The organism is Vibrio sp. 10N.222.52.B7 (assembly GCF_041474275.1).
Classification (GTDB): domain Bacteria; phylum Pseudomonadota; class Gammaproteobacteria; order Enterobacterales; family Vibrionaceae; genus Vibrio; species Vibrio crassostreae_C.
Window position 1 is genome coordinate 1 of record NZ_JBFRTU010000047.1, and the last position, 24,916, is coordinate 24,916.

At 44.4% G+C, this 24,916-nt stretch carries 24 protein-coding genes; 18 read left to right on the top strand and 6 right to left on the bottom strand.

Features of this window, described 5'->3' with window-relative positions; genetic code table 11:
* The first annotated feature begins 219 nt into the window (after window positions 1-219).
* The 3 genes from AB4512_RS13795 (at window position 220) to AB4512_RS13805 (ending at window position 3,038) form a co-directional block, all read left to right on the top strand.
* On the top strand, window positions 220-1,278 hold the full coding sequence (locus tag AB4512_RS13795) for a porin (RefSeq protein ID WP_372175055.1): 1,059 nt from the start codon (window positions 220-222) through the stop codon (window positions 1,276-1,278).
* A gap of 344 nt (window positions 1,279-1,622) precedes the next feature.
* Window positions 1,623-2,255: a fumarylacetoacetate hydrolase family protein gene (locus tag AB4512_RS13800; protein ID WP_017071641.1), complete on the top strand. Its 633-nt coding sequence runs from the start codon at window positions 1,623-1,625 to the stop codon at window positions 2,253-2,255.
* Between the two features lie 150 nt (window positions 2,256-2,405).
* Entirely contained in the window at window positions 2,406-3,038 is a 633-nt protein-coding gene (locus AB4512_RS13805; protein WP_372175056.1) for a LysE family translocator, read from the top strand.
* A gap of 107 nt (window positions 3,039-3,145) precedes the next feature.
* Here AB4512_RS13805 and AB4512_RS13810 read toward each other — a convergent pair whose 3' ends face one another.
* A complete protein-coding gene (locus tag AB4512_RS13810) occupies window positions 3,146-4,852 on the bottom strand; it encodes a phospho-sugar mutase (RefSeq protein ID WP_372175057.1) in 1,707 nt (568 codons plus the stop codon).
* Between the two features lie 454 nt (window positions 4,853-5,306).
* Here AB4512_RS13810 and coxB point away from each other — a divergent pair, with 454 nt between their 5' ends.
* From coxB to AB4512_RS13830, 4 genes are read left to right on the top strand one after another with little or no spacing between them, the layout of a single operon-like run.
* Window positions 5,307-6,509 (top strand): cytochrome c oxidase subunit II, encoded by a 1,203-nt coding sequence (gene coxB, locus AB4512_RS13815; RefSeq protein ID WP_372175058.1) that lies wholly within the window; start codon window positions 5,307-5,309, stop codon window positions 6,507-6,509.
* A complete protein-coding gene (gene ctaD / locus AB4512_RS13820) occupies window positions 6,506-8,167 on the top strand; it encodes a cytochrome c oxidase subunit I (protein WP_048612910.1) in 1,662 nt (553 codons plus the stop codon). Before coxB ends, ctaD begins: the two co-directional genes overlap by 4 nt.
* An 11-nt stretch (window positions 8,168-8,178) precedes the next feature.
* Window positions 8,179-8,808, top strand: a complete 630-nt coding sequence (locus AB4512_RS13825; protein WP_017064839.1) for a cytochrome c oxidase assembly protein — start codon at window positions 8,179-8,181, stop codon at window positions 8,806-8,808.
* Window positions 8,809-8,846: 38 nt separating this feature from the next.
* Entirely contained in the window at window positions 8,847-9,731 is an 885-nt protein-coding gene (locus AB4512_RS13830; protein ID WP_009845661.1) for a cytochrome c oxidase subunit 3, read from the top strand.
* Between the two features lie 19 nt (window positions 9,732-9,750).
* Here the strand turns inward: AB4512_RS13830 and AB4512_RS13835 are convergent, their stop codons facing one another.
* Window positions 9,751-9,981, bottom strand: coding sequence for a DUF2909 family protein (locus AB4512_RS13835; RefSeq protein WP_017066085.1), 231 nt, complete (start codon window positions 9,979-9,981; stop codon window positions 9,751-9,753).
* 1 nt (window position 9,982) lies between these two features.
* Here AB4512_RS13835 and AB4512_RS13840 point away from each other — a divergent pair, with 1 nt between their 5' ends.
* The 8 genes from AB4512_RS13840 to aroG all read left to right on the top strand — a co-directional run bounded on the left by AB4512_RS13840 (window position 9,983) and on the right by aroG (window position 16,338).
* Entirely contained in the window at window positions 9,983-10,816 is an 834-nt protein-coding gene (locus AB4512_RS13840) for an SURF1 family protein (RefSeq protein ID WP_029235784.1), read from the top strand.
* Window positions 10,809-11,417, top strand: a complete 609-nt coding sequence (locus AB4512_RS13845) for a hypothetical protein (protein ID WP_016793603.1) — start codon at window positions 10,809-10,811, stop codon at window positions 11,415-11,417. Before AB4512_RS13840 ends, AB4512_RS13845 begins: the two co-directional genes overlap by 8 nt.
* Before the next feature lie 48 nt (window positions 11,418-11,465).
* Window positions 11,466-12,521, top strand: coding sequence for a heme A synthase (locus AB4512_RS13850; RefSeq protein WP_372175059.1), 1,056 nt, complete (start codon window positions 11,466-11,468; stop codon window positions 12,519-12,521).
* Complete coding sequence (gene cyoE / locus AB4512_RS13855) at window positions 12,511-13,485, top strand: heme o synthase (RefSeq protein WP_372175060.1); 975 nt, start codon at window positions 12,511-12,513, stop codon at window positions 13,483-13,485. Before AB4512_RS13850 ends, cyoE begins: the two co-directional genes overlap by 11 nt.
* A 132-nt stretch (window positions 13,486-13,617) precedes the next feature.
* Window positions 13,618-13,971, top strand: a complete 354-nt coding sequence (locus tag AB4512_RS13860; protein ID WP_017068634.1) for a hypothetical protein — start codon at window positions 13,618-13,620, stop codon at window positions 13,969-13,971.
* Between the two features lie 100 nt (window positions 13,972-14,071).
* Window positions 14,072-14,743 (top strand): DUF3313 domain-containing protein, encoded by a 672-nt coding sequence (locus AB4512_RS13865; RefSeq protein ID WP_136978019.1) that lies wholly within the window; start codon window positions 14,072-14,074, stop codon window positions 14,741-14,743.
* A gap of 13 nt (window positions 14,744-14,756) precedes the next feature.
* Window positions 14,757-14,972 carry a DUF3820 family protein gene (locus tag AB4512_RS13870; protein WP_004730103.1) on the top strand — a complete coding sequence of 72 codons (216 nt, stop codon included), beginning with the start codon at window positions 14,757-14,759 and terminating at the stop codon, window positions 14,970-14,972.
* Window positions 14,973-15,285: 313 nt separating this feature from the next.
* Entirely contained in the window at window positions 15,286-16,338 is a 1,053-nt protein-coding gene (aroG, locus tag AB4512_RS13875) for a 3-deoxy-7-phosphoheptulonate synthase AroG (RefSeq protein ID WP_017061746.1), read from the top strand.
* 110 nt (window positions 16,339-16,448) lie between these two features.
* Here the strand turns inward: aroG and AB4512_RS13880 are convergent, their stop codons facing one another.
* The 3 genes from AB4512_RS13880 to AB4512_RS13890 form a co-directional block, all read right to left on the bottom strand.
* Complete coding sequence (locus AB4512_RS13880; protein ID WP_102332022.1) at window positions 16,449-17,873, bottom strand: phosphomannomutase CpsG; 1,425 nt, start codon at window positions 17,871-17,873, stop codon at window positions 16,449-16,451.
* 15 nt (window positions 17,874-17,888) lie between these two features.
* Window positions 17,889-19,424, bottom strand: coding sequence for a mannose-1-phosphate guanylyltransferase/mannose-6-phosphate isomerase (locus tag AB4512_RS13885; RefSeq protein WP_017061744.1), 1,536 nt, complete (start codon window positions 19,422-19,424; stop codon window positions 17,889-17,891).
* 79 nt (window positions 19,425-19,503) lie between these two features.
* Entirely contained in the window at window positions 19,504-20,673 is a 1,170-nt protein-coding gene (locus tag AB4512_RS13890) for a mechanosensitive ion channel family protein (protein WP_372111563.1), read from the bottom strand.
* Window positions 20,674-20,859: 186 nt separating this feature from the next.
* On the opposite strand from AB4512_RS13890, the gene AB4512_RS13895 reads away from it, so the two are divergent.
* Both AB4512_RS13895 and AB4512_RS13900 read left to right on the top strand, forming a co-directional pair.
* Window positions 20,860-21,516, top strand: a complete 657-nt coding sequence (locus AB4512_RS13895; RefSeq protein WP_372111565.1) for a TrkA family potassium uptake protein — start codon at window positions 20,860-20,862, stop codon at window positions 21,514-21,516.
* Between the two features lie 19 nt (window positions 21,517-21,535).
* Entirely contained in the window at window positions 21,536-22,903 is a 1,368-nt protein-coding gene (locus AB4512_RS13900; RefSeq protein ID WP_017061741.1) for a TrkH family potassium uptake protein, read from the top strand.
* Between the two features lie 98 nt (window positions 22,904-23,001).
* Here the strand turns inward: AB4512_RS13900 and msrB are convergent, their stop codons facing one another.
* Window positions 23,002-24,144 (bottom strand): peptide-methionine (R)-S-oxide reductase MsrB, encoded by a 1,143-nt coding sequence (gene msrB / locus AB4512_RS13905; protein WP_372175061.1) that lies wholly within the window; start codon window positions 24,142-24,144, stop codon window positions 23,002-23,004.
* 200 nt (window positions 24,145-24,344) lie between these two features.
* Between msrB and AB4512_RS13910 the strand changes: the two genes are divergently transcribed.
* Complete coding sequence (locus AB4512_RS13910; protein ID WP_017061739.1) at window positions 24,345-24,743, top strand: OsmC family protein; 399 nt, start codon at window positions 24,345-24,347, stop codon at window positions 24,741-24,743.
* Window positions 24,744-24,916: the final 173 nt, after the last annotated feature.

A 24,916-nucleotide genomic window follows, 5' to 3' on the forward strand; every position in this document is an offset into this window, starting at 1 on the left:
GAATGAAAGGAGATCTCAGCAATTATCGTATTAATCAACTGTTTTAAAGGGTATTTTTGTTTTTTATAGTGCGATTTTTTTTATTTTATATATTTTAATGCAACTTTCTTGTCATTCGTATATTAGGGTTTGCCTACTTGTTAAATGCAGGTAACAACTTCTCCGTAAGCACGAGGTTGTTAGTGAATAACTCACCCAGTTACATAATGGACATGACAAATGAATAAGAAACTTTTAGCGCTAGCAATTTCTGGTGCAGTATTTGGTACACAGGCAGTTGCAGTAGAACTTTACAACGAAGACGGCACAACATTCTCTGTTGGCGGCCACGTTTCAGTTGCAGTTGGTGATGTAAACAGCGATGACCGCCTTAACAGCGACGACATCGGTGTAGAAACTGTTTCTCCACGTATCAACTTCGGTGCAACTCATGAACTTGGTAACGGCTTTACTGCTGATGCTAAAGGTGAATGGGCGCTAAACATGCTAGACGGTGGTGATCAGTCATTCACAACTCGTCTTGGTTACGTTGGCCTTTCTCACGACGATTATGGCCGTGCAGCAGTAGGTACTCAATGGGCACCTTACTACAACGTTGCTGGTGTTGCAGATATGCCAATCGCATTCGCGAATGACTTCATCTACGACGATCACGGTAACCTAGGTACTGGTCGTGGCGAAGAGATGGTGAGTTACGGCAATGCTATCGATTTTGGTAACGCTGGTTCTCTAAACGTAGGTGTTGCATGGCAAGGCCGCAAGACTGATAAAGTTTCAGATACAAACACAAACAAATACGGTAACCGTGCTCAAATTGCATTGAACTACGCAATTGCTGATTTCACAGCAAACTACGCATACAACACTGGTGATGTTACATTTGGTAACATTGGCGGTGGTTCTAAAACCGCTGATTCTAACGTAGTGAGTGCTACTTACGGTTCTTACGGTTCTGAAGGTCTATTCTTAGCTGGTGTTTATGCTATGAATAACTACATGAACTCAAGCGCTGGTGTTGCTTTAGAAGAGACAGTTGCAGTTGAATTACTTGCTTCTTACGCACTTTCTAACAGCCTGAACTTAAGCGTTAACTACGAAGCGGTAGAAGACGACAAGATGAGTGAAACAGTATTTGCTACAACTGCTCTACAAGCTGAGTACAACTTCACATCTCAGTTCGTAGGCTTTGCTGGTTACCAGTTCGACCTACAAGGTTCTGGCGTGTACAAAGAAAAAGCTGACGACCAGTGGCTACTTGGTGCTCGTTACTACCTATAAGTCGCAGACTAATTTAGCATAGTGTTTACTCCTTAAACTTACCTTTTAGGATACTGTCCTAGACACCATGCTAAGCCCTCTCAAGCCTTTTGGTTTGAGAGGGCTTCTTTCGTTCTATACGTATCTGTTTTAGCTTTTCCTTCATGCTCCCCAACTATTCATTTTATCTACGTAGCTATGGCTCTTGTCATCAGTTCTTATATGTCGCGATCTTCGGATAAAAGTATTTAAATCATTTAATTGAGCTAAAGATCAGAATTTAGAGATCGGTAATCATCTTGTCGAAGACTCTCATTTTATGATGCGCTAAACTCTGTTCTCTAAAAATAGTTCAGGGATAAACTATGAGCAGTGTTGTCGATCAGGAACAGCTGATGAATTCGAGACGAACAGCAACCCCAACAAAAGTACTGTGTGTTGGGCGTAACTATGTCGATCACATTGAAGAACTTAACAACGCGATCCCTGACTCTATGGTGGTGTTTAATAAACCAAGCACCAGCGTGACTTCCTCTCTTTCTTCGTTTCATCAAGAAGCGCTGCACTACGAAGCAGAGATCTGTTTTATTGTTGAAAACGGTGAATACTCTGCTGTGGGATTCGGCTTAGACCTTACCAAGCGTGAGTTGCAAAGCAGTTTAAAAGCCAAAGGTTTACCTTGGGAGCGTGCCAAAGCCTTTGATGGTTCCGCTGTCTTTAGTCGCTTTGTTCCCGTTGATAATTTTGATCTCTCTGACTTAAACCTAGAATTATTTATTAACTGTGTTCGTGTTCAGAAAGGACATGTTGAGCAGATGCTTTACTCTCCAAAAACTATCCTAGAAGAGCTGTCTTCTTATACCACCTTACTAGACGGCGATGTTGTGATGACAGGTACGCCAAAAGGTGTTGGGGCCGTACATCGAGGCGATATCTTCCTTGGTCGCCTAAAGTGTGGCGATACGACATTGATTGAGATCGAATGGGTAGCAAGTTAATTAGTCTTTTCTATTTAGTTAATAAATTGGCTTTGTCGCTTAATTTTGGTTTTTAATTCGATTAAATAAACGTCGAACAACTGATTGCATCTGGAAGGGTGTTAGTAATTGATATAAAATCCGCCTCCGTTTTTATCAATGCTGACCCTCATGATCGACTTAACCATTTTACCTGTCTACCTGACTGCCGTTGTTGCACTTCTTCTTTTACCTGGCCCTGATATGTTACTGATTGCGAGTTCAAGCATGAGCTATGGCCGTAAGGTCGGCGTGTTTGCAAGCCTAGGTAATGCGACTTCTGGAATCATTCTGACAGTATTAGCGGCCATGGGTGTATCAGCGTTGATCGCAATGAGCCCAATAGCGCTTAAAGCTCTCCATTTGTTAGGCGGCGCGTACTTGTTGAAGATGGGTTGGGATTGCCTGCGAACAGAGCAGGGTAATGCGCCGGAGTTAAACGATAATTTTGCTGCAAAAGCCTATTATCAACGAGCGCTGATCAGCAACCTGCTTAACCCTAAAGCCTTGGTTTTCTTTGTGATGTTTCTGCCTCAGTTTGTGTCGACGAATATTGAAGCGACTTCCGGTCAGCAGATGCTTGTTCTGGGTTTATTACTGAATTTTCTCGGCTTAACGTTTAACTTTTTGCTGGTGGCGTTAGTGGGTACGATTGGTAAATCTCTCGTAGAAAACGCGAAGTTTCGTACCTATCAACAGAAAGTCATGGGCGGAGTTTTCATCGTGTTAGCTATCTGGATGTTGTCTTCTTTCTTTACTTCGTAGACGAATCAAATCAGACATCTTCTCGTGGTTAGCCGCTGAGACAAAAATGGACGCTACGAGCGTCCATTTTTTATATTTAACCGTTACATGTTGAACGCGCTAAATCGCTATGAATTCAACTCTTGTTGGTGTTGTTCAATCAGTTTCTCCATGTACTTCTCACCGCGCAGGCGAGTGTCTTCGTAGGTTTCTGTCCCTTCAAATTTTGTCACCGTCTCATAGTAGACCTTAACTTTTGGCTCAGTACCGGAAGGTCTTACGATAATGCGTGAACCATCTTCGAGATGATAGATGAGTACGTCACTTGCAGGCAGGTTAATGGCTTCAGTATTGCCTCCAATGACGAAGCGTAAAGAAGACTGCAAATCTTCAATTACAGAGATAGCGACACCGTTGATTGCTTTAGGCTGTGCCGAGCGGAGCTTAGAACCAATCGATGGTGAATCTGGGTCAAGCGCGATACTGCGTTGTGCGTTGGTGTGTACACCATGTTCCAACGATATCTGAGCAAGAAGATCCCAGACCGTTCGACCTTGAGATTTGAGCTCTTCAACCAGTTGAGCGAAAACAACGATGGCAGACAGCCCATCCTTGTCCCGTACTTGAGTACCAATTGTGTAGCCTAGCGCTTCTTCATAGGCAAACAAGAACTCGTTCTGATCATCTTCTAATTGCATGCCAATATTCGCCAACCATTTAAAACCTGTCAGCGTTTGGAAATAAGTCGCACCATGAGATTGAGCCACTTTTTCAAGTAAGGTTGAAGATACGATACTGTTACCAACTAATTGGTTTTTGGTATGCGGCTTTGAGAGTAGATAATGAGCGAATAGCACGCCGACTTGGTCACCTGTTAGCATTTTGTAAGAGCCATCATCTGTTCTCACTGCAACCGCAAATCGGTCTGCATCTGGATCGTTGGCACAAGCAATGTCGGCATCGACACTTTTGGCTAGGTTAACCACCAGATCCATCGCGCCTTTTTCTTCCGGATTCGGGAAGTTGACGGTCGGGAAGTTACCATCGGGCTCTCTTTGTTCTGCAACGCTGAATACCTTATGGAAACCAGAATCATGAAGTAGATCCTCAGCCATTTGTGCGCCGACACCATGCATTGCGGTATAGGTGATGGTGGTGTTCGCCGATTCGATCTCTTTACTCACGTATGGGCTCTGATTGATCGCAGCGCGGTACGTTTGATAATAGCCTTCAGTCAACCACACCAACTTACCTTGTGTTTCAGCATCACTTAAGCTCATTAAAGGGAGCGGCTTAGTTGATGCGATATCGATTTCAGCGGCAATGCCTGCATCGTGAGGAGGAATGATTTGAGCGCCATTCTCCCAGTACACTTTGAAACCATTGTATTCCGGCGGGTTGTGACTGGCCGTCACCACAACAGCAGCGGCGGCGTTGAAGTGTTCAATGCCAAAGGCAACGATAGGGGTAGCCGCGACGTTAGAGGTTAGGTAAACCTTAATGCCTAAAGCCGTGAGTACGGAAGCGGTATCAATCGCGAACTGCTTTGAATCTAAACGGCCGTCATAACCGACGACCACACCGCGAATGGTCGCATTAGCGACATGTTCGATTAAGTAGTGGCCGAGTCCAGTTGCTGTTTCCTGTATGACTAAACGGTTCATTCGATTTGGCCCGCATCCAACTTTGCCTCTAAGTCCTGCTGTTCCGAACTCTAATCGTTGGGTAAAACGATCTTCAAGTTCGTCGTGCATTCCCTCATCGATGAGGTGTTGAAGTTCTTCACGAGTTCTTGGGTCTGGGTCTCTCGCTAACCAATTCATTGCATCTTGCATAATCACTAAACCTATTAATGTCTGTATGACTTACCGTTGATTTAATTTAAGTGATATTAATTCTCATTTCCATGAAAGCAATCGTAAAACTCGATATAAAATAAATTCCAACGGCAAGAGGGCACGTAGATTAAGCCACTTCAAATAATTGACTGTTTAGTAAGTAAACTTACCTTGAATAATTGGATATCACTAACTAGCCTTTTACATAAATATAACAAAACTTAACAAATTCGCCGTTTTTGAATCTTTCATGGAAACCTCCAACGCTTTTGAACCGTATTAGTTCTTGGGTTTATATGAGGTCAGTAGCCTGCTCACAGGCTAGTTCCATGTGAGTTGTAGATTGAGATTCAGCCTTTTCATGTGTAGCCGGAATAACAATGAATGTTGTCCAGTTCGCAACGACATTTAGGTCGCAAGTATCCAATTAGGAAGGACAAGGAGAGATCTTTTGAAAAGATTACTGGTTAGGCTAGCGTGGCTTTTGAAGAGTTTTGTTGTGCTTTTAGTATCGCCTTTAGTGCACGCTAGCAGTGATTACAACATGACTCAAGGCGTCACTGAGATCAGTGGTAAGGTGTATGAACTTCATATGCTGATCTTCTACATCTGTTGTGCGATTGCCTTTGTTGTTTTTGGTGTGATGTTTTATTCGATTTTGAGGCACAGGAAATCGAAGGGCGCAGTTGCTGCCCATTTTCACGAAAGCACGAAAGTCGAAATTCTTTGGACCATCATCCCTATCATCATTCTCATCGCTATGGCGATACCCGCCACCAAAACCTTAATAGCGATGGAAGATACCTCCCAATCAGATCTGACCGTTAAAATCACCGGGTCACAATGGAAATGGCATTACAGCTATTTTGGTGAAGACGTCGAGTTTTACAGCCTTCTAGCGACCAGTGACAAAGAGATTGAAGGCCTCGAAGTGAAAGGCGCGCATTACCTGCTAGAAGTTGATAAGCCGCTGGTACTGCCTGTTGACCGTAAAGTCCGTTTCTTGATGACTTCCGATGATGTGATTCACTCATGGTGGGTGCCAGCATTCGCCGTTAAGAAAGATACCATTCCGGGCTTTATTAATGAGGCTTGGACTAAGATAGATGAGCCTGGTGTTTACCGAGGGCAGTGTGCAGAGTTGTGTGGTCGTGCCCATGGTTTCATGCCGATCGTGGTGCATGCCATGGAAGAAGATGAGTTTGACGCATGGCTAGCGGAGCAGAAAGAGTTAGCGATAGCCGAACAACAAGCCGCAAAAGATGCATTAGATGCGTCACTTTCCTTGGCGGAGTTGAATACCATCGGTGAAGAGGTTTACAAAACTCGATGTGCGGTTTGTCACCAAGCAAACGGTGAGGGCATTCCTGGAGCATTCCCTGCCATCAAAGGAAGTCCTATTGCCCTTGGTGATGTGGATGTTCATATCGACACAATTGTTTATGGTCGTGGCGGTACGGCGATGCAAGCATTCGATAATCAGTTAACCGAGAAAGAGATCGCAGCGGTAGTAACTTATCAACGAAACGCTTGGGGTAATGATACCGGCGATATTGTTCAGGCCTCAGATATCAACGCTTATAAGGCGAAGCAAGAAGGCAGTTCTGAAAGCTCAACGGATGATGCACAAAATGATGCTAAGGATCAGTTATGAGTTCACCAATCAATAAGCCGGTGAAATCGGCTCCAGCAGAAGATCAAGTACTGAGCCATTCTGTGGAAGGCACCTTGGGCAATAATGATTTGCCTGTTGATGATCACGATTCACATGCGGCACCTAAAGGCTGGGCTCGTTGGCTGTATTCAACCAATCATAAAGACATTGGTACACTTTATTTGTGGTTCAGCTTTGCAATGTTCTTAACGGGCGGCGCCATGGCGATGGTGATCCGTGCGGAGCTGTTCCAACCGGGTTTACAACTTGTTGAGCCAGATTTCTTCAATCAGATGACTACAGTCCATGGTTTAATCATGGTATTTGGTGCCGTAATGCCTGCATTTACGGGTTTGGCTAACTGGATGATTCCGATGATGATCGGTGCACCAGATATGGCACTGCCGAGAATGAACAACCTCAGTTTCTGGATCTTGCCTTTTGCGTTTCTAATCTTAATCGGATCTTTGTTTACAGAAGGGGGCGGCCCGAGCTTTGGTTGGACCTTTTATGCGCCACTCTCGACAACTTATGGGCCAGACAGTACCGCGCTATTCGTATTCTCAGTTCATATTATGGGGATCAGTTCGATCATGGGGGCGATTAACGTGATCGTAACCATAGTGAACATGCGCGCACCGGGCATGACTTGGTTCAAGCTACCGATGTTCGTATGGACTTGGTTAATTACCGCTTTCTTGCTGATAGCCGTGATGCCCGTGCTCGCGGGGGCGGTGACCATGGTACTGACTGACAAATATTTTGGGACTAGTTTCTTTGATGCCGCTGGTGGTGGTGATCCCGTCATGTTCCAGCACATATTCTGGTTCTTTGGGCACCCCGAAGTGTACATCATGATCTTGCCGTCTTTTGGTATTGTCTCAGCCATCATCCCTGCATTCAGTGGTAAGCGCCTGTTTGGTTATCACTCGATGGTTTATGCGACCTGTAGTATCGCACTGTTGTCATTTTTGGTTTGGGCACACCACATGTTCACCACGGGTATGCCAGTATTTGCCGAACTGTTCTTCATGTATTGCACCATGTTGATAGCGGTGCCGACCGGTGTGAAAGTCTTCAACTGGGTGGCGACCATGTGGCGCGGTGCTTTGACCTTTGAAACACCAATGCTGTTTGCGATTGCCTTCATTGTTTTGTTTACGATTGGCGGGTTATCTGGATTGATGCTCGCTATCGTGCCAGCTGATTTCCAATACCACGATACTTATTTTGTTGTGGCTCACTTCCATTATGTTCTGGTAACCGGTGCCGTGTTCTCGATTATGGCTGCTGCCTATTATTGGCTGCCTAAGTGGACCGGACATATGTACGACCACAAGCTCAGCCTGTGGCATTTCTGGACGTCGGTGATTTCAGTTAATGTACTGTTTTTCCCGATGCACTTTTTAGGGTTAGCGGGTATGCCGCGTCGTATTCCTGATTATGCGATTCAGTTTGCTGACGTTAACCAAGTCGTGTCGATTGGTGGTTTTGCGTTTGGGTTGTCTCAACTAATTTTCTTATGGCTAGCGATTAAGTGCGTAAGAGGGGGAGAGCCTGCGCCAAGTAAGCCTTGGGATAGAGCTGAAGGTCTTGAATGGACAGTACCAAGCCCTGCGCCTCACCACACCTTTACCCATCCGCCGAAAGTGGATTAGAGGGCAGAACCATGAGTGATAAGCAAAGCGATCCCAATCAAGATAAAAAACAACCTAAGCGCCTGTCTAATAAGCGATCGACCAAAAAGCTGACGGGCTACTTGGTGTTGAGCGTGGTTGCGATGTTTTGCTTCGGTTTCGCTTTGGTGCCGCTCTACGATGTCATGTGTGAGGCCTTAGGCATCAATGGCAAAACTAATACTGTTTCAGCGGTGCAACCTCAGGGAATGCAGCCAGACTACTCTCGTACGGTTCGAGTCGAATTCATGTCCCACATCAAGCCAGATATGCCATGGCAGTTTTCGCCTGAAGTTCGAGTGTTAGAGGTTCATCCTGGTGAGGTGGTTCAAACTAACTACATTGCCAAAAACCTTTCTGGAGCCTCATTGGTTGGCCAAGCCGTACCGTCGGTTTCTCCAGGTATGGGGGCAACCTACTTCAATAAGATGGAATGCTTTTGCTTTAATCAGCAGCCATTGGACGGGCACAAGAGCGCAGAAATGGGTTTGATATTTTACATTGAGCCAGATATTCCAGAATCGATACATACGCTGACGCTCTCTTACACATTATTCAATATCACGAATGAGGTGGGTGCTGCGGCCAATAAATCTGAGCCTAACGTACTCGCAAGTAACTAGGAATTTACAGAACCAGTATCAACATAAGGAGTTGAGCGATGAGTTCTAAAAAGGAAGTTTATTTCGTTCCACATCAAAGCCACTGGCCATTGGTGGGTGCTGTAGCACTGTTTTTGGTCGCGGTTGGCGCTGGCTTGACGGTGCAAAACATGGGTACCGACGCCGCAGGTGGTGTGTTTGGCAAAGCGGTGTTGTTAGTCGGGTTTGCTGTGCTGCTTTACATGCTCGCAGGTTGGTTTAGCAATGTGATCACAGAATCATTGAGTGGTCTCTATTCTGAGCAGATTTCTCGTTCTTTTAGACAAGGAATGAGTTGGTTCATCTTTTCCGAAATCATGTTCTTTGGCGCTTTCTTTGGCGCGCTTTTCTATGCTCGAATGATTTCTGTGCCTTGGATTGGTGGTGCGGGCAATAATGAAATGACCCATGAAGTATTGTGGCCGATGTTCCAATCAATTTGGCCACTAACGACGACCCCTGATGGCGTAACGACACAAGCCATGCCTTGGCAAGGTATCCCGCTTAAGAACACCATTATTCTGCTGCTTTCCTCTGTGACGCTGCACATGGCACATATCAGTCTTGAACAAAATAAGCGTATGGCTTTGATCGTGTGGTTGGAGATAACCATTGTTCTGGCTGGCTTCTTCCTGTTCTTCCAAGTTGAAGAGTATCTTCACGCTTATCAAGAGATGGGGCTGACACTTCAGTCTGGCATCTACGGTAATACCTTCTTTTTGCTGACTGGGTTTCATGGCTTACATGTCTGTTTAGGGACGATCTTTTTGATTGTGTTGCTGGCAAGGGTTGCGAAAGACCACTTCACTCCGAAAGACCACTTTGCGTTCCAAGCGGGCAGTTGGTATTGGCACTTTGTTGATGTGGTTTGGTTGGGCCTGTTTGTGTTTGTTTATGTACTTTAACGATTGAGCCTATAGGGGATTAATAGGGGCGAGGGTTGGGAGTTATCACTCCTGATCCCAGAGCAAGTAATAAAAGTAGCACGACAACGGCTGACCACATGACACGACGCCCCAAGAAGTAACTGAGTCTTTTTCCATTGTGTTTACCTGAGGCGATTTGGATTAGACCTTTCATCAAATTGAAAGCGATAAAAAACAGCAAAGCGACCAATACGACTTTAAATAACAGAACAAAGGTAGATGACGCCATAGTGATAACTCCAAACCGATTGATTGATGATGAACACAAGTTCCGCAGTAAAGGTTTTTGGATAGCGGTTGTTTTAACTGTGGTTTCAGTCGGCGCTTTAATCAAGTTAGGTTTATGGCAACTCGATCGTGGTAACGAGAAATTACGTTATGAACAGCAACTATCAGAAAGAGCGCAGCAATCGTTTAGGTCATTGGACACGGTTATCTCTGAATGGAAGGGCTCGCGTACACAAGCCCAAGGTACATCTGAACAGCAGTTTTTAAATGGTTTGAAGGTTGATGTTGAATTGGAAACACCAAGTGGTTTGGTGGTCTTGTTAGACAATCAGATTAACCAAGGAACGGTGGGGTATGTGATTTACATGTTGGGTGAGGTTCGCTTTGAAGATGGAAACCAGTCCTTAGTGGCTGAAAAACAGTTGTTGATCGATCTTGGGTTTGTTCCGGCAAGTAACGACAGAAGAGAACTACCGCAATTAGGAAGTATCACTGTACCAACCAAAATGTCAGGGCGCTTGTATACACGCTCAATTAATCCTTTAAGTCATGAGTTGGGTTTAGAAAATACGACACCGAATAGAATCCAAAACCTAAACATAGCAGCGTTATCACAGTATACAGGACAAGAAGTGCTGCCCTTTGTCTTCCAACCTCAGAGTTTAGATTCATGGCCCTATGAAATGTTATGGCGTCCAACGGCAATGAAATCTGAGAAGCACTTCGGTTACTCATTTCAATGGTTTGTAATGGCAGCGGTACTTTTGTTTTTGATGTTGTTAATTGGCTATCGGTACCTAAAAGCGACACCTATCACGGAGAACAACGATGGATAAATCTCAAGCACAAGTGAACAGGGAAAGTACCGAGGCAAACATGGCTGAGCTTAGAAGCCGTCGTACTAAGGGACGTTTGGTATTAATCGGACTCGTTCTAATTTTCGCTTTGCCTGCGATTATCGCCAAAACTGTGTTGGACCAGAATTGGTATACCTCAGGTGTCACTAACTCAGGCGAATTGGTAGAACCAAGAGTCACGCTAGCGGATTTTGGCGTAACGGTACCCATGGCTGGAGAGGGTTGGTTAGTAGGTTATATCGCACCGATGGAGTGCGAAAGCTTGTGTGAACAACAGCTTCATTATTTGAATCAAAGCTACTTAGCGTTAGGAAAAAACAAAGAACGCGTGACCGCCGTTGTTTTCGTCTCAGAAGGTAATTCGTTATCGGGTTCTCTTGATAAGCCTGATCTATCTTTGTTAGCTGGTGGTGATCAGTTAAGTACCGAGTTTGCGCCAGCTTCCATTGTGATAATTGACCCACTCGGGCAATTGGTTATGGAATACAAAAGCGTTTCTGATCCTTCGCAGTTAGTCAGCCAATCTAAAGGCATGATTCATGATTTACGAAAATTACTCAAGTTGTCGAGAGTGGGGTAAAGGCCAGTAATTAGTCGGCGTTGATGATTCTAGATAGGGAGATAAGCTATGCAAAAAGGAGCTCCAAAGTTACTCATGTTGATTATGAGAGTGACTATATTCCTAACTTTGACTGTGATTGTACTCGGTGCTTACACTCGTTTGTCTGATGCCGGTCTTGGCTGTCCCGACTGGCCTGGTTGTTATGGAAAGATCACGGTGCCTTCTGATGTATTGGCGGTGACTGAAGCGAATCTGCAATTTCCAGAACGAGCTCTCGAAGCAGACAAAGCGTGGATAGAGATGATCCATCGCTACTTTGCAGGAACATTAGGGTTGCTTATCTTTGTCGTTGTAGCTTGGTGTATTAAAAAGAACATCACACCAGTTGGTCTTCCATTACTTATCTCTGCCACTGTGATTTTTCAGGCTTTGCTTGGAATGTGGACGGTGACTCTCAAGTTGATGCCCGTTGTGGTTATGGCGCATTTGATGGGGGGCTTCACGTTGCTGTCACTGCTGTGTCTGCTCTACTGTCGTTTGTCTCAATTCCAAAGCCGTTTTGGTGAGGCTACCTATTCTTCATCACTTAAAGTCTCGGCACTATTCGGATTACTCATTGTAGTCGGGCAGATACTGCTCGGTGGCTGGACATCGTCTAATTATGCCGCTCTGGTGTGTACTCAATTACCGATTTGTGAAGGTAACTGGATGAGCTTCCTCGACTTCAAAAATGCGTTCGATTTTGCTCAACATGGACACGATAACTATGAGTTTGGTGTGTTGGAATATCCCGCAAGGCTTACCATCCATGTTATGCACAGGTTCGGGGCTATTGTGGCGACGTTAACGGTGCTGATGATCGTGTACCAGCTATGGAAATTTGGCCAAGCGCCTCACCAAAAGCTGAGCGTGATTGTCGCAATAGTCCTGTTTACCCAAATCAGCCTTGGGATCAGTAATGTATGGTTTCACTTGCCAATTTCAGTCGCGGTTTTGCATAACCTAGTCGCAGCGATGTTGCTCATCAGCATGGTTGTAACCAATTTTGTGGTGTGGCAACGCAAACCGAGTGAAAGCTTGGTGAAGAATAGTGTATTACAAGGAGGTAATCATGGTCAGTAGAACGTCAACACAGTATGAAGTGGTGGCTCAAGACGCAGCCTTAACTCATAAGATAGCAGCCAACAATGACACAGCTTTAAGTAACGAAATAGCTGCAAAAAACAAAGCTACTTGGAAGGTCTATTTAACGCTGACTAAACCCAAGGTAGTGGCTTTGATGTTACTAACGGCCTTAGTGGGTATATGTTTGGCCGTGCCCAACGGATTACCTTTACAGCAAACTCTGTTTGGAATGATCGGAATAGGATTAATGGCAGGCTCGGCAGCAGCATTTAACCATTTGATCGACAAAAAGATCGATGGGCAAATGACTCGCACAAACCGACGACCTTTGCCGTCAGGAGAGCTGAGTAGTGTGCGTGTGTTTAGCTTTGCAGCAGGTATCGGCTTATTTGGGTTCGCTACGTTAGTGGTGTGGGTCAATCAACTCACGGCTTGGCTAACCTTTGCAAGTTTATTGGGCTATGCGGTCATCTATACCATGTACTTGAAGCGAGCGACGCCACAGAACATCGTAATTGCAGGGATAGCTGGCGCAATGCCACCGTTATTGGGCTGGACGGCAGTCACCAACGAGCTGCATTCAAATGCTTGGTTGTTGGTGATGATCATCTTTATTTGGACGCCTCCTCATTTCTGGGCGTTGGCAATTCATCGTCGTGATGAGTATGCCAAAGTGAACATCCCCATGTTGCCTGTGACTCACGGAATCGAATACACCAAGACGTCTATTCTTCTGTATACCTTTTTGCTTAGCATCGTGTGTATATTGCCTGTATTGGTTGGCATGAGCAGCTGGATATATCTGAGCGCTTCATTGGTGCTCAACGGCGGGTTTGTTTATCACGCTTGGCTACTTAAATATCGTGATGAGCCCAATATGGCGATGAAGACCTTTAAGTTCTCCATCTATCATCTCATGATCTTGTTTGTTGCTTTGTTGGCGGATCATTATTTGCTCTGATAGCTCTGTACAGATTAAACAAGGTTATCCCCATATCAAAACCAAACCTTTGGTTTCCACTAACCGAACCCTGACAAGCCATGTATGAAAAACTGGAAAATTGATTGGTATGAATTATATAAAGGAGTCGGTATGGAATTCACAGAACTAGACAGAGACGCGTTGTATCAAACGTGGATGTCACAAAAATCGAGAATGCGAATTACGCAGATGGAGTTTTCAAAAAAGCTAGGCATGAACCAGCTTGATTTCTCAAGAGTGCTAAGAGGGGAGACTCCATTAACCATGTCTTTCATTAGTCACTTTTGTCGTTTACTTCATTTGGAACCAAGGAATGTATTCCCCTCGCTAAAAGAGGTCAATGAATCGGGGCCTAAAGTGGTCTACCTGAAAAGTAGAATGAGTGTTGATGGTGAGATCCAAAATGCTTATATTGAAGGAAATCAGGTAATTGTAGAGTACGCACACACTGTTCAACATGATTAATTTTAGAGTTAGCTCTGATTTTTAACCCCCTTTTTCTACAACCTTTTCACATAGGGTATGTCATACTTAATTAGATTCCTTAATTTTGACTAAGTGCGTTATGAACCCTTTAAAAGTCCTTTTGCTTGTTGCAACCAGCATTTTCTTGCTTGGTTGTGCAGGCGGCCCAATTAGAACCGCTACTAAATTTACCAGCTACGAAGATTTTCAGGCTGGGCCTGACGGAGGCGTCGACTTGGTTTGGGCAAGGGTTGGGCTACGTGACGCGCAGCGTTTGAAATCCAAGTTAGATGACTACGATTCTGTAGTGATCGACCAAATTTTTATTTTAGCAGAAGAAGGTTCGTTGGATCAGGAAGAGATTCAGGAACTCACTGAGCACATGGTTGCGCGCTTGGAAGATAAAATATCGCCTCATAAAACGATTGTCGATGAACCGACAGGAAAAACGCTCCGCTTGAGTATCGCTCTGAGTAACGTTGAAACGCCCAATCCGCTCTTAGCTGTAACGAGCAGCGTTCTGCCGTTTGGCCTTGCGATGTCAACCATATCTAAGGTCACGACTGGTGAGCACACCAATGTTGGGAGTGCGAGTGCAGAGTTATTGGTCAGTGATGCTCAAGAGGGCACACCACTGTTTGCAGCCATCGACCGTGAAGCGGGTAACAAAGATTTTTCAACCATGATTGATTCGCTGGATGATGCCAAAGACGCGATCAACTATTGGGTTGAACGTTTAGGTGATACTCTACACAACATAGATGACGCATAGTAAAGACCGAATAATGCTAGAGAAAGAGAACCTGATTAAGTTGGCTCGAATGCAGATGCCATTTGGAAAGTACGCGGGTCGTACACTGATTGACTTACCTGAAGAATATTTGCTGTGGTTTGATAAAAAGGGATTCCCGTCTGGTGAACTCGGCGATTTATTGAAACTGTGCCTTGCTCTGAAAATTGAAGGGCTTGATAGTGTCGTCAAGCCATTGAAAAGAATGTAATTAAATAAAAGCTCACGCTGATCACGTGAGCTTTTTTGTTTTTGAGTTCGACACAATTTTACATGCATGATGTAGCTTGAAGAATGGCTCTTCTTACCTTGCTATAAAATACGCAATCGATAGCGTGTAAATAATGGTATACAGGGTGTTTTAAATATAAAACACAAAAAAAATTGCGTTTATTTTTAATTAGTGATTGAAACTAGAGTTTTTACTAGTTAAGTTACAGGGAACAAGAAGATTAGTGCTGATAGAAAGTGACGTGAGACAACGTACATTCAGCTCAAGGATAGAAAAAAGGAAGAAGTAAGCAATGTTCCAGACTGATGATGTAAGAATTAACAAAGTAAAAGAGTTATTACCCCCTGTTGCTGTTTTAGAAAAGTTTCCAGCGACAGAAGTTGCTTCTTCTACAACCTTTGAAAGCCGCAAAGCGATCCACAATATTTTAGAAGAGAGCGATGATCGCTTGCTTGTTATTGTCGGCCCATGTTCTATTCATGACACAGAAGCTGCTCTTGAGTACGGTAAACGTTTGAAAGTGTTGCGCGACGAACTTGGTGATAACCTTGAAATCGTAATGCGTGTTTACTTTGAAAAACCACGTACAACTGTTGGTTGGAAAGGTCTAATAAATGACCCGTACATGAACGATACGTTCAAGCTAAATGATGGCCTTCGTCTAGGACGTAAGCTACTGCTGGACCTAACTGACATGGGCATGCCAACGGCAAGCGAATTCCTAGACATGATCACGCCTCAATACGTTGCTGACCTAATCAGCTGGGGTGCAATCGGCGCACGTACTACAGAATCTCAAGTTCACCGCGAACTGGCTTCTGGCCTATCTTGCCCAGTTGGATTTAAGAATGGTACTGATGGCAACATCAAGATTGCAACAGATGCTATTCGCTCTGCTAGCGCTTCTCACCACTTCTTATCAGTAACTAAGTACGGTCACTCAGCTATCGTTGAAACAGCAGGTAACCCTGATTGTCATATCATCCTACGTGGTGGCAAAGAGCCAAATTACAGCGCAGAACACGTTGGTAAGATTAAAGAAGAGCTAGCAGCTTCTGGTCTTCCACAAAAAGTGATGATCGATTTCAGCCACGCAAACAGCTCTAAGCAGTTTAAGCGTCAAATGAACGTATCTGATGACGTAAGCGCACAAATTTCTGGTGGCGACAAAGCTATCTTTGGTGTGATGATTGAATCTCATCTTGTTGAAGGTCGCCAAGACCTGGTTGAGGGCAAAGCTGCAACGTACGGCCAATCTGTTACTGATGCGTGTATTGGTTGGGAAGACACTGAAACAGTACTTCGCCAGCTGGCAGACGCTGTTGAAGCTCGTCGTAACAAATAGACTAATTACAGTCAGCGATTAAGCTACTGAAAATTCAAAGCCCTTAGTTAGCAACAGCTAATAAGGGCTTTTTTGTGGATCTTAGTTGAAAACTGGAAGTGTCTGTATTCTTAAATGAGAAAAGACAGTAACTCGTCGACTTTAAGTGACAGTAAAGCTTTATCTTGTTTGGTTTCAACGTTAAGGCGTATTAATGGCTCGGTATTGGACTTTCTTAAGTTGAAGCGCCATGAGCCCATATTCATGCTGATTCCGTCTGTGTGATCGATCTCAACGGCATGATCTTGGTAGTGCGATAACACGCAAGCCATGACCTGCTCTGGGTCTGAGACTCTTCGATTGATCTCCCCGGAAGAGGGGAATCTATCTATACTAGTACTCGTTAATTGGTGAAGAGATTGTTGAGTTTTCGACATCAGCTCGATAACCAATAGCCAAGGAATCATGCCTGAATCGCAATATCCAAAATCACGAAAATAATGGTGTGCGCTCATTTCGCCCCCATAGACGGCATTCGTTTCACGCATCTTCTCTTTGATCAGTGCGTGTCCTGCTTTAATTCCAATCGCTTTTCCACCATGCGTTTTTGCGATTTCAATTGTGTTCCAGGTCATGCGCATATCGTGCAATACAGTCGTGTTAGGCTGTTTGACCAAGAATGCTTCAGCAAGCAACCCTACAATGTAATAACCCTCGATGTAATTGCCTTGCTCATCAAAGAAAAAGCATCGGTCGAAGTCTCCATCCCAAGCAATTCCAAGGTTGGCAGAATGCTCTAAAACGGCATCTCGAGTGGCTGCTTGGTTCTCTCTAATCAAAGGGTTTGGAATACCATTTGGGAAGTTTCCATCAGGGTTATGATGAACTTTGATGAAGGTGATAGGGACACCGAGTTCGTTAAATTTATTATCTAAAGCATCAATGATATGTCCTGCAACACCGTTCCCAGCATTAACCACAATCTTCATCGGTGACAGCTTTGATGGGGTTATGTACGAGAGTAGGTGCTCGACGTACGGAGCAAGAATACTGTTCGATCTACTAGAGTTACTTGGTTGTGCATGAACGAACGGTAAATTGCAGTTCAGCTCTTGATTAAGTTCTTCAATGCGTCGTTTGATTTCATCTAAACCACTGTTTTTACTGATAGGGCTAGCGTCTACACCGACCATTTTCATGCCGTTGTAATTGATTGGGTTGTGGCTGGCTGTGATTTGTATTCCGCCAATCGCTTTTAGGTAACGAGTCGCAAAGTAGACCTCTTCAGTGCCAGTCATACCTAGATCAATGACGGTAATCCCTGACTCGATTAAGCCTTTGGTCATGGCTTCTTGTAATGACAGGGAGGTTTTGCGGTTATCACGACCAATCACTACCTGCGCCAAACCATCGAGTGAGGTTTCAGGCTTAGCGGATAGGACGTATTCGCCAAATGCCTTACCGAGCAGGTAGGCGAGTGGCTCATTGATTTGTTTACCAATGACGCCGCGGATATCGTTGTTCTTAAAGCAGTTTAGGTCTAATGTTGGTTTCATCGATTTGTCGCTGCTTTATTTCGTTTGGTTGTGCTTTGATGAGTGGACTTGTTGCTTGCGCACGTCTCGCCTATAACTGTCTTGATATCGAATGATGTCGCCTTCACTTAAATGACTGCCTGTTTGTACTTCAATCATCTCGAGTGGGAGATCCCCTGGGTTCTCTAGGCTGTGAATATGACCTAAAGGGATGTAAGTGGATTGATCTTCTTCAACCAGATAGGTTTTCTCATTGTTGGTCACTTTCGCAGTACCCGCCACGACTACCCAATGTTCCGCTCTATGGTGGTGCATTTGTAACGACAACTTGTGACCGGGTTTAACGGTGATACGTTTAACTTTGTCGCGCTTGCCTAGGTCGATAACATCGTATTTACCCCAAGGTCTAAACACCTCACGATGATGCACATGTTCTGTGCGACCCGCTTGATTTAGTTGACTGACAATCGATTTAACACCCTGAACCTTGTCTTTATTTGCAACCAATATAGCGTCTTTGGTTTCGACAATAATCAGGTTGTCGACACCTACCGTCGCAACCAGCTTATTTTCAGCATGGATGTAGTTGTGTTGAGAGTCGACGGTTAACACATCACCTTCAATGACGTTATTGTGCTGATCTTTTTCGCTTACATCCCAGATCGCGGACCATGAGCCAATATCGTTCCAGCCGACATCCATCGGGATCACCGCGGCGTGCGAGGTCTTTTCCATCACGGCGTAATCGATTGAATCACTTGGACTGCTTTTGAATGCTTCAGCGTCTATACGGATAAAGTCGAGGTCGGTATTTTGCGTTGCAAGAGCGAGTTTACAAGCCGCTACTATCTCAGGGTGGTGTTCGGCGAGTTCTTCAACATAGCGTGATGCCTTAAACATGAACATGCCACTGTTCCATAAGTATTGTCCTGAGCGGATGTACTCTTCTGCTGTTGCTGTGTCTGGCTTTTCTACAAAGCATTCTATGGCGAAGGCGTGATTGATTGGCTGCTCTGTTCCATTAGTATCAGTTTGAGCACTGGAGGAAAGAGGCTCTCCCTGCTTGATATAGCCATAGCCAGTCTCTGGGGAGCTAGGTGTTATACCGAATGTCACCAGCTTGCCTTGTTTTGCATAATCAACACCACGACTAATCGCTTGTTGGAATTCAGAGGTTTTCGCGATGTGATGATCAGCAGCCAGCACTAACAAGATAGGGTCGGATGCGCTTTGTTCATTAAGCGGTGGTTTACTTAAAGCCTTTAGGGCGGCAAGCGCAATGGCTGGGGCTGTATTTCTACCGACTGGCTCTAGCAGAATACCACTATGTTGAATGTTAGCTGATCGAGCTTGTTCAGCGGCAATAAAGCGATGCTCTTCATTACAGATAATGAATGGGGCATCGCATTTACTATCCATCAAGTGCTCTTCAAGGCCTTGCAGGCGTTGAAGTGTGTGCTGAAGCATTGACTGGTCGCCGGCAATATTGAGAAATTGCTTAGGGTAAAGCTCGCGAGACAGTGGCCAGAGACGACTTCCGGAGCCGCCGGCTAGAATGACAGGTAAAATCATAGCGTGGTAATTAGGTGCATTAGAATACTGCCATCATATTACCACGCTTATTACTTATCGATAACCAAGAAGGATATGACTATCGATGACCTTCCGTAGGGGAGTTCAACATGTCTTTGGGATCGCTAATATTCTGATTATCACCTAGGCTTTGAACGCTGTTATGATCTTGAACATTAGAAAAGTCTTGAGGGTCAATCTTGAGTGTCTGTGTTGGGAACGCGATGTCTGCATTGTGTTTATGAATAATCGCCAGAACCTGTAACAGAACGTCTTGCTTCACTTTGTGGTACCTGATCCAGTTGACTGTTTTTGTGAAGGTATAGATAAAGAAGTTGAGCGTTGATGGCCCAAATTTGTCAAAGTTAACGATCAACGTCTGTTTGGCATCAATATCTGGGTGGGTCTCGAGCATGGTTCTTACATCATCAACAATGAGCGCCAATTTGTCTGCATCTTGATAACGAAGACCAAAGGTTTCATTGATTCTACGATTCAACATTCTCGATGGATTCTCTACCACAATACTACTGAACACCGAATTTGGCACGTACAAAGGACGCTTATCAAAAGTGCGGATGATCGTCATGCGCCAACCAATGCGTTCGACAGTGCCTTCGATTTGACGATCGGGAGAACGTATCCAATCACCGACTTTAAAAGGGCGGTCGAAGTAAATCATCATGCCACCGAAGAAATTCGACAGTAAGTCCTTAGCCGCTAAACCGACGATCAAGCCACCAACACCACCAAAGGTGAGTAAGCCTGATAGGCTGAGTCCAAACGCTTGCATGATTGTCAGGCCGCCCATCACCATAAAGAACAGACGAGCTACTTTTGCAATCGCCTGTACAGTTGTCTCATCCCTGTTTTTTTGCTCTAAGACGTATGCTTCAGCATTGGTGATCATTCGTAAGGTGAACCAAACGAAGGTACATATGATCAATATGTGCTTGAGAGTTTTTAACCAGTTGATTTCATTGCCAAACTGATCTTGAAGAATCAACCCGATAGATACGGTCGCTGGCCAACACCAAAGTAACGTACTGACAGGGGTTTTCAGTGCCTCTAGTAGTAGGTCATCCCAGTGAAAGTGGGTTCTCTGTACCAGAACTTCCAAGCGATTATGGATAATTCGCCAAGCTACCCAAGCGAGAAAACTCGCAATAGTGATGAATAGGACGCTGTTTGCCCAATCACTATGGCTCTGGTTGATGTAGGTTTGTACTTGGGTTATGAATTCATTCATTGTGTGTGCTGCCGCAGAAATTATGAATTGGAAATTAGCAGAAACTCGAGTTGTTCTCTACCTTTATAAATCAAGCGATTATGACAATAGTATAACCTTATTCTTGCAGAACTAACTTTTTTTGAGATAGAAACTAATGTAGGTTTGGCTATCCCGTGTAATTAAAATTTCTAAACAGGATTTCAAATGAGCGACAAACAATATGCAGTTATCGGTTTAGGGCGATTTGGTCTGTCTGTTTGCAAAGAGCTACAAAGTTCAGGGGCACAGGTACTGGCCGTCGATATTGATGAAGAGCGAGTGAAAGAAGCAGCGGCTTTTGTTTCACAAGCGATTGTTGCGAACTGCACGAGCGAAGAGACGGTGAAAGAGTTAAGACTCGATGATTACGATATGGTGATGGTATCGATAGGCTCTGACGTTAACTCAAGCATTCTAACGACTTTGGTGGTGAAAGAATCTGGAGCAAAAGCAGTCTGGGTTAAGGCGAATGATAAGTTCCACGGCAAGATCCTCTCTAAGATTGGTGCTGACCATATCATCATGCCCGAGCGCGATATGGGTATTCGTGTTGCTCGTAAGATGCTGGACAGACGCGTTCTCGAATTTATCGACATTGGCAGTGGCTTAGCGATGACGGAGATTGTTATTGGTTCTAAACTGTTGGGTAAGAAACTTGGCGATCTTAAGCTGTGTAAAGAAAATGGTGTTGAGGTACTTGGCTTCAAGCGAGGGCCGAACCTCACTAAAGCACCAGAATTGGATGTGAGTTTAGAAATTGGGGATGTGGTGATCATCGCTGGGCCGAAAGAGACCTTATCTAGAAAGCTACGCAATTGGTAATTGGCAATAAGGTAACAGTATGAATTCGTTAAAACGAAAAGGTACTTTCTACACGCTTAAGAGTGATAAAAAGCCACGTAAAGGCTCTGAACCTAAGATTATCCTTACGAGCTTCTTAGGCGTACTTATCCCCTCTGCAATATTGTTGACGATGCCTGTATTTTCTGTGACAGGCCTAAGTTTTACGGATGCACTGTTTACAGCAACCTCGGCGATCAGTGTGACAGGATTAGGTGTTGTCGATACCGGTGAGCATTTCACCTTGGCGGGTAAAATCTTACTGATGTTCTTGATGCAAGTCGGCGGGTTAGGGCAGATGACTCTATCTGCGGTACTGCTTTACATGTTCGGTGTTAGGTTAAGCCTTAAACAACAAGCACTAGCGAAAGAAGCGCTTGGCCAAGATCGTAAGATTAACCTTCGTAAATTGGTTAAGAAGATCATCATCTTTGCATTAGTGGCTGAATTTATCGGTTTTGTATTGCTCTGCTTCCGCTGGGTACCTGAGATGGGATGGTCAACGGGCAGTTTTTATGCACTATTTCATGCGATATCTGCATTCAATAACGCAGGTTTTGCACTGTTTTCAGACAGTATGATGAGCTTTGTTGATGACCCATTAGTGATTTTTACGCTCGCGGCTTTGTTCATTTTTGGTGGTTTAGGCTTCACGGTAGTGGGTGACCTATCCAGTAATTGGCGTAAAGGTTTTCGACATCTTCATTTACACACTAAGATTATGCTAACCGCAACCCCGACTTTATTGTTGGTGGGTACGGTATTGTTCTGGCTGCTGGAAAGAAATAACTCAGCAACCATGGAAGGGCTATCGACTCAAGGACAGTGGCTAGCCGCATTTTTCCAGTCGGCAAGTGCTCGTACTGCTGGCTTTAATAGTGTGGATTTGTCTCAATACACTCAGCCGGCATTGCTGGTAATGATTGTACTGATGTTGATTGGTGCCGGTTCTACCTCAACGGGTGGTGGTATTAAGGTTTCGACCTTTGCCGTCGCGTTTGTTGCGACGTGGACGTTTTTACGCCAGAAGAAACATGTAGTGATGTTTAAGCGAACCGTAACTTGGCAAGCGGTAACAAAGTCATTGGCCATTATTGTGGTAAGTGGGGCGTTATTAACCACCGCGATGTTTTTGTTAATGCTTACTGAAAAGGCAGCGTTTGATCGAGTCATGTTTGAGGTGATTTCAGCCTTTGCAACGGTTGGCTTAACCGCTGGCTTAACCGCGAACCTGACTGAGCCAGGTAAATACATCATGATTGTGGTTATGGTGATTGGACGTATCGGTCCTTTGACCTTGGCTTATATGCTAGCTCGCCCAGAACCTTCCTTGTTGAAATATCCAGAAGACACGGTGTTGACTGGTTAATTAGGTTCACGGGCTGATAAATAAAGCTCTGTAAATAAAAACAAAGCCAGCGATATGCTGGCTTTGTTGTTATAGGCTGTTCGTTAAATGCTGAATGCTTAGCCCTCAAACATCTCAACGTATTCCTCATAGCCTTCTTCTGCTAATTTATCCGCAGGGATAAAGCGCATTGCGGCTGAGTTCATGCAGTAACGTAACCCTGTTGGTTTTGGACCATCTTTGAATACATGCCCTAGGTGGGAATCGCCAAACTTACTTCGAACCTCTGTTCTTGGGTAAAGCAGCTTGTAGTCAGTAGTTGTAACGACATAAGCTTCGCTGATTGGTTGGGTGAAGCTCGGCCAACCCGTACCTGATTTGTATTTGTCTTTTGATGAGAACAAAGGCTCACCGGTAACGATATCAACATAAATACCTTCCTCTTTGTTATCCCAGTATTTGTTGTCAAATGGGCGCTCAGTAGCGTCTTCTTGCGTTACATCGTATTGAAGTGCTGTAAGCTTCGCTTTGAGCTCTGCATCAGACGGTTTTACGTATGTTTTAGCATTCGCTGTCGCATTCTTACTGTCGATGATCTGACGTAGTGTTTTAGGGTTGTCCTTTCTATCATCACCGAAGATTTTATCTAGGTACTGATCGCGGCCAGAAGCATAGCGGTAGTAGTTATAACGAACTTTACTCTTCTTGTAATAGTCTTGGTGATAGTCTTCCGCTGGCCAGAATTTTTCAAATTCAATCAGTTCTGTTTTTAGCGGTTCACCAAAGATATTAGCTTTGTCGATTTCCATCATGAAGTTCTGAGCAACATCTTTTTGTGCTTGGTTATGATAGAAAATAGCTGGTCGATAATGACGGCCTCGGTCTACAAAAGAACCTTTGTCATCGGTTGGGTCGATGTGTCGGAAGAATTGGTCAAGAACCTGTTCGTAGCTAACCACATCAGGGTTATAGGTCACGTTGATCACTTCGATGTGACCTGACTTACCCGAAGAGACCTGTTTGTAGGTTGGGTTTTCCAGTTTACCACCAGAGTATCCAGAGATAACGTCGGTTACACCTTTTAGCTTCTCTAGATCGGACTCCGTACACCAAAAACAACCACCAGCCAGTGTCGCGATTTCACTATTACCTGAATTAGCTGTTTTATCCATTGTATTGGCAGTGCCAGTCTGGCTTACAAACAGCGAAATCAGTGGTAGCGCAACCACGAGTGATACCAATATTTTAGATAATTTATTCATAGATACCTCATCTTGACGTTCTTCTCATTCGATTTTGAATGTACGAATAGAGACAGGTTTTAGATGGAAAAAATTGCATCATTCACAAAAAAATATGTCGCCGAGAAAATCTTGCTCATAAATGCCGCCAGTAGTAGGGTGTCAGTATTGATATCCAATAATAGACAGCGATGGCGGTTATCGTACATCTAAGGAACAACATGCAAGCAGAAGTTAAATGGGTCGAAGGCTTTAAATTCCTAGGTCAATCTCAATCTGGCCACTCTGTAGTAATGGATGGCAGTGGTGGTGCAACCGCGCCAAGCCCAATGGAAATGGTCCTTATGGCCGCTGGTGGTTGTAGCTCTGTTGATGTCGTCGATGGTTTGAAATCTGCAGGCCAGAACATCACAGGCTGTAACGCAAAACTTGAAACGACACGTCGTGAAACAGCACCAAAAATCTTTACTGTGATTAACATTCACTTTGAAGTGTCTGGTGACAACCTTGATCCTGAGCAGGTCGCTAAGGTGTGTGCGGATTCATTAGAAAAGTACTGTTCTGTATGTCTAATGTTAGGTGCTGGCGTAGAAATGACTCACAGCTGGGAAATCGTCTAGTCTTCTGATTGTACAGCTTGGCGGTAGGCTAATCTTTACGGCTTACGGCTTACGGCTTATCGCTTACGGTTTTTAGGCATAGCCAGACAAAGAAAAGGGCGGAGCACTTTAAAGTGCTCCGCCCTTATTATTTTAACTAAGGTAGAGTGCTATTATTCAGCAGCTTCTACGAT